The sequence below is a fragment of the Microbacterium meiriae genome, from assembly GCF_025143875.1.
Classification (GTDB): domain Bacteria; phylum Actinomycetota; class Actinomycetes; order Actinomycetales; family Microbacteriaceae; genus Microbacterium; species Microbacterium meiriae.
This window is the reverse complement of record NZ_JAMBDU010000009.1, coordinates 21,518-34,577: the sequence shown is the minus strand read 5'-3', so window position 1 is coordinate 34,577 and position 13,060 is coordinate 21,518. Positions and strand designations below refer to the sequence as shown.

6 protein-coding genes are annotated in these 13,060 nt (G+C 73.2%); 2 read left to right on the top strand and 4 right to left on the bottom strand.

The genetic code is table 11. From position 1 onward, the window contains the following. Positions 1-99 precede the first annotated feature (99 nt). Positions 100-1,512: a zinc-dependent metalloprotease gene (locus M4D53_RS07575; RefSeq protein WP_259953138.1), complete on the top strand. Its 1,413-nt coding sequence runs from the start codon at positions 100-102 to the stop codon at positions 1,510-1,512. A gap of 826 nt (positions 1,513-2,338) precedes the next feature. Here M4D53_RS07575 and M4D53_RS07570 read toward each other — a convergent pair. Together M4D53_RS07570 and nudC are read right to left on the bottom strand one after the other, a co-directional pair. Next, positions 2,339-4,060 carry an ATP-dependent helicase gene (locus M4D53_RS07570; protein ID WP_259953137.1) on the bottom strand — a complete coding sequence of 574 codons (1,722 nt, stop codon included), beginning with the start codon at positions 4,058-4,060 and terminating at the stop codon, positions 2,339-2,341. Next, positions 4,057-4,938: an NAD(+) diphosphatase gene (gene nudC, locus M4D53_RS07565; protein WP_259953135.1), complete on the bottom strand. Its 882-nt coding sequence runs from the start codon at positions 4,936-4,938 to the stop codon at positions 4,057-4,059. The genes M4D53_RS07570 and nudC overlap by 4 nt, the downstream gene beginning before the upstream one ends. A 64-nt stretch (positions 4,939-5,002) precedes the next feature. Between nudC and M4D53_RS07560 the strand changes: the two genes are divergently transcribed. Then, positions 5,003-6,355: a protein kinase family protein gene (locus tag M4D53_RS07560; RefSeq protein WP_259953130.1), complete on the top strand. Its 1,353-nt coding sequence runs from the start codon at positions 5,003-5,005 to the stop codon at positions 6,353-6,355. On the opposite strand, the gene M4D53_RS07555 is transcribed toward M4D53_RS07560, so the two are convergent. Together M4D53_RS07555 and M4D53_RS07550 are read right to left on the bottom strand one after the other, a co-directional pair. Then, positions 6,301-9,786, bottom strand: coding sequence for an ATP-dependent DNA helicase (locus tag M4D53_RS07555; protein ID WP_259953129.1), 3,486 nt, complete (start codon positions 9,784-9,786; stop codon positions 6,301-6,303). The two genes, M4D53_RS07560 and M4D53_RS07555, sit on opposite strands and share 55 nt — an antisense overlap. Next, positions 9,783-12,992 (bottom strand): ATP-dependent helicase, encoded by a 3,210-nt coding sequence (locus M4D53_RS07550; RefSeq protein WP_187663667.1) that lies wholly within the window; start codon positions 12,990-12,992, stop codon positions 9,783-9,785. Before M4D53_RS07550 ends, M4D53_RS07555 begins: the two co-directional genes overlap by 4 nt. Positions 12,993-13,060: the final 68 nt, after the last annotated feature.

Here is a 13,060-nt window from a genome sequence, read left to right as displayed (position 1 = left end):
CGAGCGGCGTACAGCGATCTGCCCGCTTCGGGGACGCGCACTGAAACCTGTGACTAGCGTAGATGCCACGGCTTCAGACGTGCTGAGAGGGCGAGCGACATGGCAGACAACGAACCGAACCCGGAGGACTTCCAGGAGTTCCTGCGACGGATGCTCTCGAACCAGGGCGGTGGAGACATCGACCCCGAGGCGCTGCGCGGCGCCTTCCAGGGGATGGACGGCTTCGCCTTCGACCCGGCGATGATGCAGACGATCATGTCGCAGCTCCAGGGCGCCTTCGGCGGTGATCCCTGGGAGAACTCGCTCCGGCAGGCCCTGCACATCGCCAACCGCGAGGGTCAGGGCATCGGCGACGGCTCCCGCTCCTCCCTCGCCGACTCGTTCGCACTCGCAGGTCTCTGGCTGAGCGAGGCGACCACCATCTCCGAGCTCGCAGAGCCGCCGGTGGCGATGACCCGCGGCGAGTGGGTCGAGAGGACCCTTCCGGTGTGGAAGGAGATCGCCGGCCCCGTCTCGACGAGCATCGCCGACGCGCTGACGTCCGCCCTTGACACCCAGGTGCCCGAGGAGATGCGCGGCGTGGTGCAGGGCGCGGGACGCTTGATGCGGGGCCTCGGCGGATCGGTGTTCGCCGCCCAGTTCGGTCAGGTCCTCGGCAACCTGTCCCTCGAGGTCGTCTCCGGAGGCGACGTGGGCATCCCGGTGCTCCCCGCGGGTACGGCCGCCGTGATCCCGCAGAACCTCACCGCGTTCGGCGAGGGGCTCGAGATCCCGGCAGACCAGATCGCCCTCTACGTCGCGACGCGCGAGCTCGCCTACGCCCGCCTGTATCGGCACGCCAAGTGGCTGCACCTGCACGTGATGGCGCAGATCACCGACTTCGCCCGCGGCGTGACGGTGGACGTCGATGCCCTGGAGGACGTGGCGAGCCGCCTCGACCCCTCGAACCCCGAGGAGCTGCGCGCGGCGATCGAGGGCGGAGCCTTGCTCCCGACCCAGACCGAGGCGCAGCGCGAGGCCCTCGCCCGCCTGGAGAACCTCATCGCGACGATCGACGGGTGGGTCGACGTCGTCACGGCGGAGGCCACCTCCCGACTGCCGGACGGCGGCCGGATCGCCGAGGCGGCCCGTCGTCGCCGTGCCGTCGGCGGCCCCGCGGAGGACGCTCTGGGTGCGCTGGTCGGGCTCAAGCTCCGACCGCGACGCATCCGCGAGGCCTCGGCCATGTGGCGGGCGGTCACGGACGCGGTCGGCGTCGCCGCCCGGGACTCCCTCTGGGACTACCCGGACCTCATGCCCACCGCCGAGGACATCGACGACCCGACGGCCCTGATCGCGCGTCTGCAGGCCGCCGAGCGCGGGGAGCAGCCCGAGGCCGACGAATTCGATGAGGCGCTCGCCCGCCTGCTGGACGGCGACGACTTCTCCGCGGAGGCGCCCGCCGAGGACGGCGAGACGGATCCGCGCACCGACGGCGACGACGACACTCCGGAGGGCGAGCGCCCGGTCTGAGTCCGGCCATCCGGGTCGGGGACGGACGATCACTCTCCCTCCCCGACCACGGACGGACCGCCGACTTCTCCACCGATCCCCCGAATCGGCCTGCGGCTCCACTATGCTCCGCAGAATCGAGGGGTGCCGCTCACCCCGACGACCCTGACCCGTCTCGACCCCGCATTCCCGCTGCTCTGGCGCGACGGGATGACCCTCCAGGTCGGCGACGATCCCGCCATCCGGGTCCCGGCGTCCGCGCCCTGGGTCGAACGGCTCCTCAGCCGCATGCGCCGAGGGTTCCGACGCAGCGCCTTCGATGTCATCGCGCACCGCGCGGGAGCGCCGCGGGAGGAGGCCAGACGGCTGCTGGCCATCGTCGACCCGGCACTGCAGGACGAGCCCGCCCGCCCGCTCGCCGCCCGGGTGTCCACGCTCGGGCTCACCGACACCCGCGCCGAAGGGCGGCTGTGCGAGGCGCTCGCCGACGAAGGCGTGTCGCTCGCGACGACCTCGGCGCCGTCATCGACGGTGGTCGCCGTCGTCCTCGTTCCCGGTGCGGCGGCCGCCGTGCAGTTCGCGCCGTTCCTGCGCACGGACTCCCCGCACCTGCCGATCGCCGTCGAGCCGGCGCGCATCACCGTGGGACCGCTGGTCGTGCCGGGGCTCACGCCGTGTCTGACCTGCCGGGATGCCGAGGACACCGCTCGGGACCCTGCCTGGCCGCTGCTCCACGGTCAGCTCGTCGGCTGCGACCCCGGACGCATCACACTCGCCAGGGTGGCTGCGGCCGGAGCGGTCGCTGCGCGTCTCCTCGCCGACCCCGAGGCCGCCCGCATCGCCCGGATCAGCGCGGACGGCGCGATCGGGTGGCGTTCGGTGCGGTTTCGCGCAGAATGCCTGTGCCGCGACCCGTCGTCCCCATCTCCGCCAGGAACCGCGAGGGCGCCCGTTCGCCGCGCCCCGCCGATCGCGCCCAGGACAGCTCCAGCGTGCGCGCAGCCCGCGTGACCCCCACGTAGGCGAGGCGACGCTCCTCGTCCACGGCCTCGAACGTCGTGGCATACGAGATGGGCAGCGACCCCTCCGCCCACCCCGCGAGGTAGACGTGCGGCCATTCGAGGCCCTTGGCCGCATGCAGCGTCGACAGCGTCACCGTCCGCATCGTCGGCTCGTGCTGATCCTTCGCGCGGGCCATGAGCTCGTCGCTGAACGATCGCAGGGTCGCTTCCGGTCCGGCATCCTCCGCGAGCCGCAGGATGGCCCGTCGGGCCTCCCAGCCGTCGCGCTGAGCTCCCCCGGCGGCCGGCGGCTCCTCGGTGAGTCCCAGCTCGCGAAGCACCCGCCGCACCCCTGGCAGGAATCCGTGCTCGGTCGGCGCGACCGCCGCCGCACGGAGCGCGAGGATCGCCTGGCGTACCTCCGGCATGGCGAAGAATCGCGTGCCGCCGAGCACCGAGGTGGCGATCCCCTCGGCGGCGAGCGCCTGCTGGAGCACCGCGGACTGCGCATGGGCCCGATACAGCACGGCGATCTCGGACGGGGAGGCGCCGTCGGCGATACGGGCCGCGACACCGGCCGCGATCCCCGCGGCCTCCTCCGACTCCGAGTCGTACGCCGTGACCGTCGGCGGCTCGGCGGTGAAGTGCTCCCGCGCGGGGACCAGCTCCAGCGCCCCGGGGCGACCGTGCATCAGCGCGTTCGCCGCCGTCAGGATGGGGGCCTGGGACCGGTAGTTCGTCTCCAGCCGGATGACCGTCGCGTCGGGGTGCCGCCGCTCGAACTCGAGGAGGAACCGCTGCTCCGCCCCCGCGAACGAGTAGATCGTCTGGCTGGCGTCGCCCACCACGCAGATGTCGTGCCGATCGCCCAGCCACAGCTCCAGGAGCCGGTTCTGGAGCGGCGACACGTCCTGGAACTCGTCCACGGTGAAGTGCCGGTACTGCTCGTGAACGGCGGCTGCGACCCGTGGCTCGGTCTCCAGCATCCCCGCACAGGCGAGCAGCACGTCCTCGAAGTCGAGCTGATGACGCTCGTCCTTCAGCGCCTCGTAGCCGCGCATCAGCTCCACGAGCTGGGTGGGGTCGATCCCGGTGATCGGACGGCCCAGCTCGGCGTACCGGTCGATCGAGATCATCGACACCTTCCGCCACTCGATCTCCGAGGCGATGTCGCGCAGGGTCGCCGTGCGGGGACGCAGGCGGAGGGCATCGGCGGCCTGACCGAGCATGCGCACCTTGTTGTCGATGATCGACGGCGCGGGGGCCCCCGCCAGCGTGGGCCAGAAGAAGTTGAGCTGGGCGAGCGCGGCCGCGTGGAAGGTGCGGGCGGCGACGCCTTCGACGCCCAGCGCACGGAGGCGTCCGCGGAGCTCACCGGCGGCCTTCGCGGTGAACGTCACCGCCATCACCCGGGACGGCGAGTAGGCACCGGTGTCCACCCCGTGCGCGATGCGGTGCGTGATGACCCTGGTCTTCCCGGTTCCGGCCCCCGCGAGCACCGCCACCGGCCCCCGCAGGACCGAAGCCGCCGCTCGCTGCCGCTCGTCGAGGGCATCGAGTGCGCTCACGGGCGCTCCTCGAACCAGTCGACGATGAGAGCGCGCGCGATCGAGGCGGGTCCCGGCAACCCGACGGGACCGTCCCCGGCGAGCGCGGAACCGATCTCCTCCCGCGTGAACCAGCGCACGTCGATGATCTCCTCGCCGTCGGGTCTGGCCGCGGCTTCGTCTTCGACCGCGGCGCGGAACCCGACCATGAGCGAGCGGGGGAAGGGCCACGCCTGCGAGGAGATGTAGCGCAGCGTCGAGAGGCGCACGCCGGACTCCTCCTCGATCTCCCGGTGCACGGTGGCCTCGAGGGATTCGCCCGCCTCTGTGAAACCGGCGAAGCAGGAGTACATGCGACCGCCCCAGTTCGCATTGGCACCGAGCAGCAACCGCTCGCCGTCCGCGCTCTCGACGGCGACGATAACCGCGGGGTCGGTCCGCGGGAAGTGCTCGCGGCCGCAGACCAGGCACCGCCGCGACCAGCCCGCGTTGCGCAGCTCCGTCCCTCCGCCGCAGGTGGGGCAGAACGGGGCGTCGCGGAGCCAGCCGGCCAGCGCGACCGCGGCGACGAGCACCTCGGACTCCCCGGCGTCCAGGCGCCCGCCGAGGTCGCGGAGGCCGAGCCAGATCTCGTCCGGCGCCGTGTCGAGAGCATCGGTCTCCGGCGGCAGCGCGGCGAGCAGGAGCGCGGAGCCGTCGGCTTCCCGACCGAGCAGCGCCCATGTCCCGTCCGTGACGTCGTCCGCCGAGACGCGCAGCAGCGCCGAGGCCGCGACGCGCACACGCCCCTCCCGGACGACGATGACGCGCGAGGCCGCGAGGCCGCGGAGACGCTCGATCACGCCCTCCTCCTCGCGGAGTTCGGCGGCGCGGTCGAAGAACGGGCGCGGAATGCTCATCGACTCCCTCTCTCACGGGCGTGGCGGAGGCGGGACCGCCCCTGAGCCGACCTACCCTGGGGGCATGGGACGCTCTCCATTCACTCTAGCCGCGGCGGTGACGGCCGCACTTCCCGGCGCGGAGGTCACGGGCACCCGGGCGCTCACCGCGAACGGCGACGGGCGCTTCGACTCCGCCGTCGCCTCCCTCGCCGACGGCCGGGAGCTCGCGATCCGCGTGGCGGACGATGATGACGCCGCGCGCGAGCTGGCGGCCGAAGCCCTCGCGCTCCGCGCCCTCACCGACGGCGCGCGCGCCATGCTCCCGTTCCGCGCTCCCGGATACGTCGGCGAGACGAGGGTGGGCGAGGGCCGAGCGCTCGTGACCGAACTGCTCCCCGGCTTCCAGATCGAGGCGTCGATGGTTCCCGCCGGACGCGGCGCCGCGGAGTCCATGGGGGCCGCGATCGCCGCCGTGCACGCGCTGCCGACGTCGGTCGTCCGCGGTGCCGGACTCGTGATGCGCAGTGCGGAGGAGAGCCGCGCCGAGCTGGAACGGCTCGTCGACACCGCCGCAGCCACGGGACGCGTCCCCGCCCGCCTCACGGTGCGGTGGCGGGAGGCCGTCGCCGACGACGACCTGTGGCGCTTCGAGTCGACGGTCGTGCTCGGCGGCGCGCAGGCCACGTCGTTCCTCTTCGACGATCATCCCGAGCGCGGCCCCGAGGTCACCGGCGTGATCGGCTGGCACGGTCTCGCGGTCGGCGATCCGGCGCTCGACCTGTCCTGGCTGTCGGCCGCGCCCGACGCCGCGGCCGACGTGCACGGCGCGTACGCCCGTGCGATGGATCGAACTCCCGACGCCGGTCTCGAGATCCGTGCGCGGCTGCTCGCCGAGCTGGAGTTCGCCCGCTGGCTCGTCCACGGGGACGCGCTGCGACGCGAGGACATCGTGGAGGACGCGGCCGCGCTGCTGGAGGCTCTCGCCGACGGCCTGCGCCACGACGATCTCGGCGTGCCCAGTGATCGCCGCTCGGACGTGGACTCGGCGATGGACGCGCTCGACCGCGTGCCGGTGGCGGCCGCTCCCGAGGTGGACACCTCGATGCAGACCGATGCCTACAACCCGGAAGAGCTCTGGGCGGCGGAGGCGGACGACGTGGATCTCGACGCCGCGCGCACCGTGTCGTCGGTGGCGGAGGCGGGCGAGCCCGCGGGCGCGCCGTCGCAGTCCGACGCGGAACATCGTGCCGCCGTGGCGAGCATCGAGACCGAGGACCTCTCCGGCGTCGCGCACGCGTTCGCCGAGACGCGCGGAAGCGGACGGGTCGATACTTCCTTCCCCTCCTCCCCCACGACGGACGACGACGATTCCGAAGAGGCTCAGCGCGCGGCGCGGGCGGCGCTCCAGCGCTGGAAGAGCTCCTCCTCGGAGTAGACGCGGTCCCCGCGGATGACGAGGTCGTCGGCCACGTAGTACAGCGCCACGTCGATCTCCTCGAGCGGGACGCCGAAACGCCGGTGGTACGCGAGCCGGTAGAGGGCCAGCTGCAGCATGCGCTCCTCGCGCTCCTGCGGTGTGCGTGGCGCCCGCCCGGTCTTCCAGTCGACGATCTCGATACGTCCGCCGCGGTCGGCGCGTCGGTACACCGCGTCGAGCTTGCAGATGACGATGTGGGCTTCCGTCGCGTCGGGGCGCACTCCCGGGAGGCCGGCTCCCAGCGCGAAGTCGATCTCGATCTCCACGGCGAGCGGCTGCAACGGCCCCCACTCGCTCCGCTCGAAGGTCTCCTGCAGTGCGGCGAGGTCGGCGGCGTCCGCAGCGGCACCGGATGCCGGAGCACCCGGTGCACCGTCGTCCTCGGGCTCGTCCTCGTCGACCTCCCAGAGCGCCTCGTCCACCCGGGTTCCGACACCGACGAGCTCCGAGCGCTGCTCGACCCACGCGTGGAACAGGGTCCCCAGACGGGTCTGGCGGTACGGGCGCTCGGGCATCGGGCGCACGAGCGAGGACAGAGTCCCGGTGTAGTCCGTGACGTAGTCCTTGAACCGGGAGGCGGGCACTCGCGTGGGTGCCTCCGCGTCCGTCCCGCGCTGGCGGGCGGCGCGCTCGTCGAGGAGCCGGCGCAACTCCTCGGTCGGCTCGAGGGTGTCGCCCTGGAGGGCCTCCTCGACGACCGCCGCCGCGGCGCTCACCACGGGGCGCCGTCCGCCGAGCGGGTCGAGCGGCCAGTGCAGCGTGGCGCCGGGACCGTCGTACGGGTTCTCGTCCGGGTCGACCGGAGGGATCGCGTCGAGCCCGAGGACGTCGATGGCCTCCAGGAGGTACGGACTCGGCGTGCGCGGCGCCTTCTGACCCGCCCAGTGGGCGCCGCTCAGCAGCAGGTCGCTCTTGGCGCGGGTGATCGCCACGTAGGCGAGGCGACGCTCCTCCTGGCGCTGATACTCCCGGTAGGCGTCCTTGAAGCGCTTGAGCGCGCCACCGTGGGGGTTCGCTTTCGTCGCCCCGCCCGACAGCGACGCCTGCGCGAGCTTCTGCCGCTTGCCGGGGTCGGCCTCGCCCTCCATCGCCTCCTCCGGGTCCCAGACGAAACGCGGGAGCGCGTCGCGGTCTCCGCGCAGCGCGAACGGCACGACGCCGAACCCGAACCATCCCGAGGTGTCGGACACCCGCCCCGGCAGCTCGTCGACGACGAGGCGCACGACCGCGACGGCGTCCCACTCCAGGCCCTTCGACCCGTGGATCGTGAGCAGTTGCACGACCCCGGGCTCCGGGGGCTCCGGTCGGGGCATGAGTTCGTCGGTGCTCTCCGCCTTGTCGAGCCAGGCCAGCAGGCTGCCGATCGTGCCGCGCTCGTCGGCGGCGAGGAACGCGCGCACCTCGTCGGCGAACGCCCGCAGCTGGGTGGCTGCGACCCGCGCGGGTCCCCGGGTCTCGTTGGCGGCGAGCTCGATATCCAATCGCAGCTCCAGCTCGATGAGCCGGATGAGTTCCGGGATCGGCTGGGACGACGCGCGACGCAGGCGCTCCAGCATCTCCCCCGCGGCGCGGATCCGGGAGCGGCCCTCCGGGGTGATGCCCTCCAGCAGGCGATAGTCGTCGCGGACCGCGCGCACGATGTCGACCGCGTCCACGATGGAGACGGCCTCGTCGGCACCGCGGGAGGAGCGCAGCCGCGCCCGCACCTCTTCCGGCAGGGGCATGAGGGCGGTGTCGCGCTCCGCGAGCGCGCGTCCCAGCTCGTACAGCGCCGCCATATCCGCCACCCCGACGCCGAAGCGCGGGCCCGTCAGGAGCCGGATCAGCGCCGAACCGGCCGTCGGGTCGTGCACCACCCGCAGGGTCGAGACCACGTCGACGACCTCGGGCGTGGCGAGCAGGCCCCCGAGTCCGAGGATGCGGTGCGGGATGCCTCGCGCGGCGAGCGCGCCGGCGAAGGTCTGCATGTGGCGTTTGGACCGGAACAGGATGGCGCCGGTGTGCGGGGAGGTCGAGGCCTCCTCGTGGGCGGCGCGACGTTCGGCGAACCAGGCCGCGACCTCGGCGGCCTCGTCGTCGACGGTGAACGGGTAGCGCACGGCGACCGTGCCCTCCCCCGCGCCCGGCCGCGGCTCCAGCGGCGGCACGTCGAGTCCGGGGCGCTGCAGAGGCTCCAACACCCGGTTGGCGACGTCGAGGATCCGGCGGTCGTTGCGCCAGCTCGTCATGAGGCTGTAGGTGCGCACATCCCCCGTGCTCGAGAAGGATCGGGGGAATGCGTAAAGGTTGTCGGCGCTGGCTCCGCGCCACCCGTAGATCGACTGGTGCGGATCGCCGACGGCCATCACGGCCGTGTCGCGGAACACCTCCGCGAGGAAGCGCGTCTGGATCACCGAGGTGTCCTGGTACTCGTCGAGCAGCACGACCCGGTGCTGCTCCCGGAGCTCGGCGCGGACGTCCGGCGCGGACTCGACGATGTCGTACGCTCCGGACACCTGGTCGGCGAAGTCGAGCACGCCGCGCCGGTCCTTCTCGGCGATGTAGTCGCGCACGAGGCTGGTCAGAGTCGGGAGGGTGCGCAGGTTGACCGCCGCCTTCTCGACATCGGCATGGGAGCGGTAGGGCTCGAACGCCGCGGCCTGTGCTGCCGCGAGACGCTCGGCCTCGGCGAGGTCGACGCGATGGTCGAGCGCCGCGCCGGCGAGCCGCTGCACGGCGTCGATGACTGTTCCGAGGGCGTAGTCGACCTCCTCCAGCTCCGGCAGATCGCTGCGGAGCACGACCTCCCGCGCCAGCATCCAGGACGCCGCCTGGCTGAGCATCGCCACATCGGGATCCCGGCCGATGCGTGCGGCGTGCTCGCGCACGATGCCGTCGGCGAAGGCGTTGTAGGTCGAGACGCGGGGACGGATGAGGAGGTCGTCGGCGGTGCGGAGCGCCCCGGGCTCCCCGGCCGTGCCGTAGTGCTGGGCGAGCTCGTCGAGAACATGGCTGCGCACGAGTTCGCGCTGCCGCCCCGGCGCGGCCTCCGCCACTCGACGCAGTGCCCCTCCGGCGACGATCTCCGGGAGATGCGGGAGCAGGCCCCGCCGACCGTATTCGTCGACGACGGCGAGGCGGGCGCCGATGCGCTCCGCGAGCTCCCCCGCCGCCTTGCGGGTGAACGTGAGGCCGAGGACCTCGTCCCGGCGGACGAGCCCGTTCGCGACGAGCCAGACCACCCGGGCCGACATGGTCTCCGTCTTGCCGCTGCCCGCCCCGGCGACGACGAGCGCCGGCTCCAGCGGCGCCTCGATCACCTGCTGCTGGGCAGCCGTCGGGGTCGGCAGTCCGAGCGCGGCGGCGATGTCGGTCGCCGAGAGCACGGCGTCCGGGGTTCCTGCGGTCATGCGCTCACCGCCGGCACGGTGTGGATGCGGCAGGGATGGACCCGGCGCTGCGTGTCGGCGCAGTGGGCCTCCACCTGAGCCGTGAAGCTCGCCGCCGACATGCCGCGGGCGACCTCGGCGACCCGGTGCAGGAACTGCGACCGGGCCTCGGCGTCCAAGGCGTGCTGGTGCGCGACGCGGTAGTCGCTCTTCGCCAGGGTCTTCGAGACGATCACCAGACGCGCGCCCCCGAGCGAACCGGGCGCGGCACCGGGCACGAGCCCCTCCTGCACAGCGATCTGATAGGCCGCGAGCTGGGCATGGTCGACGACGCCGCCGTCCGCCTCCGGATCGGTCTTCCCGGTCTTGAGGTCGACGACCACCGTGGTCCCCTCCGGCCCACCGGCCATCGACTGCCAGCCGCGGCCGCGCGCCGGTCCGTGTTCGCCCGCGCCGGGCGGATACGCCTCGACCCGGTCGATGTAGCCGTGCACGATGGCGCGGTGACCGCGGTCCTCCCCCACCGGGTAGACGCTCGGCTCGGCGGTCTCGCCGGACACGTCGACGGCGAATCGGAACTCCACCTCGCTGCCGAGGACGCGCCCGCCGTCCCTCGTCACCTCACCGAGGTAGCTGTGCAGCCGGTCGACGAACAGGTCGGCGCGACGACGCTCCTTGCGCCCGATCCAGGCCGTCTCGAAGTCGAGCTCCGGCCAATGCTCCTCGACGATCTCCCGCATGCGCGCGAGGTCGCCGTCCGGCACGCGCTCCATCGCCTCGTGGACGATCGTGCCGATGCCCGCCGTCGGCGGCATGACGGTGTCGCCGCCGAGAGCCGAGACGACCCAGTTGAGCCCGCATTCCTCGTACGACTCCACCGCCGAGGGCGACACCCGGGCTCCGCTCGCAGCGAGATCGCGCAGCGGCGCCGCCGTCGAGGGCGCCGTGACGCCGTACCAGTCGTGCGGATGCGCTCCCGGCACGCCCTCCCGGGCGAGGATGGCGAGTTGGGCGGCCGCCTCGCGCCTCGCGGGTTCGGCGTGTGTCGTGGTGAGCACCCGACGGTGCCGCGCGACCAGCCCGCGCAGCGTGAGCGGGTGCTCCGCGGAGGCATGACGCTCCGGCGGCTCCGGAGGGGGAAGGAATCCGAAGAAGGCGCTGGGTGACAGGTCGTCATCGTCCACCGCGGTGATGAGGAGGCGATGGCGCGCCCGCGAGAGTGCCCGCACGAACAGCCGCAACTCGTCATGGAGCGCCGCCCGACGCCGGTCGAGCACGCCCGGGACCTCCGCCGGGAGGCCGGAGCGCGCCGCGGTCAGCGCGTCGGCGAGCCGCCAGGTCTGGAGCAGCCCGCCACGCAGCCGTACGTTGGGCCAGACGCCGTCCTGCACACCGGCGACGACCACCGCGTCGAACTCCGTGCCGAGCGCGGTGGCCGGCGTGAGCAGGGTGACCGTCCCCGGCCGGTCCGGCGACGACAGCGTGTCCTCCGGCACCTCGCTGTCGAGGATGTCGCGCACGAAGACCTCGGGGCGCTCGTCGGGTGTGCGCTCGACGAAGCGCTTGGCCGCGTCGAACAGAGCCACGAGAGCATCCAGCGATCGCGCCGTCTCGGCTCCGGTCGGCAGCAGCGAGATCTCCCGCCACGCGACCTGCAGCCGCCGCCCGTCGACGGCCCTGGCCTGCTCCCAGATGCGCCACAGGAGGTCGTGGATCGTCTCGCCTTCCGCCGCCGCACGAGCGACGCCGGCGACCGTCTCGGCGAAGCGCTCGGCGGTCCGCGACTCCGGTGCATCGATGAGCGTGAGGGTGGCCGGCGCCGACATCGCCGCGCGCAGCAGCTCGCGCGCGGGAGTCGACCCGCCCTGACCGAGTTCGAGGTGGCGGAGCCGCGCGCGCAGCCGACGGAGCGCGATCGCGTCCATTCCGCCGAACGGCGTCCGCAGCGCCTCCTCCCAGGCCTGCACGGTGCGGTCCTCGTCCGGAGTCAGCGCGAGCCGCACGATGCCGACGATGTCGCGCACGATCCCCTCGCTCCCGAGCGGGCGCTGCACCCCGGCGGCCCTCGTCGGGATCTCGCGCGCGGCCAGCTCGGTCTCCAAGGCTGTGACCTGACGGGTGTCGTGGGCGATGACCGCCATCCGCTCCCACGGGATGCCGGCGCTCAGATGCCAGTCGCGCATGACTCCCGCGATGCGGTCGAACTCCTCGTAGGGCGACGGCGCGAGGAAGGTCGAGACCTCCGCGCTGTCGTCCCCCGCGGTGGGCGCCGGGGCGCGCCGATGCTCGACGCGTCCCGAGACGCCGATCGCCTGCGTCACCGTGCGCGTCAACGCGGTCAGCAGCGGGCGCTGACGGTGGGCGCCGTCGAGCACGTGCACGGTGGTGAGCGCGCCGGCGAGTTGCGCGAAAAGCTCGGGGCTGGCTCCGCGGAAGGCACCGGAGGAGATGTCGGGGTCGCCGAATGCGTGGACCGCGATGCCCCGGTCGAGGAGCGCCTGCACCACGCCGATGCCTCCGCGCGTCAGTTCCTGGGCGTCGTCGATGAGCACCACCCGCAGGGGCGACAGCGGCCCGAGGGTCGCGCTGTCAGCCGTGCGGAGGATCCCCGCTGCCTCGCTGAGCAGATCGGCGGCGTCGCGGTGCGCGGCCCGTAGGGCATCGAGCACCGCGCGGTACTCCTCCACGAAGTCGGCCGCCGCCGTCCACACCGCATCGCCGGTGGCGCGCAGTTCGGCCGGGCTCGCCCCCAGCTCCGTGCACTCCGCGAGGAAGGCGCGGAGTTCGGAGCGGAAGCCCTTCGAGGCGCGTACGGGCTCGCTGAGCGCCGGAGGCCAGGCGATGCGGGCGTCCTCGGCATCGCCGGCGAGCAGTTCGGCGATGATGCGGTCCTGATCGGCGCCGGTGAGCAGAGCCGGCGGCTCCGCGCCCTCCCTCACCATCGCGCCGCGGACGAGCTGGAACGCGAACGACCCGAGCGACCGGGCCAGCGGTCCCGGCGTCGCCTGGCCGATGCGCACGCCGATCCGGTCGCGCAGCGCGGTGGCCGCCTGTCGGCTCGGCGTGAGCGCCAGCACCTCTTCCGGCCGCAGCCCTTCGACTTCGAGGAGCTGCACCACACGGTCGACGAGCGTGCGCGTCTTACCGGTGCCGGGGGCACCGATCACGACGCCCGACGCGGTCGGCGGCGCCGTGATCACGGCTCGCTGCGCGGCATCCGACATCATCCCTCCACGCTATCGGGAGGCGCGGACATCGGCGTCGAGGGCGAACCTCCTCGCGGGTTGTGCGCTCA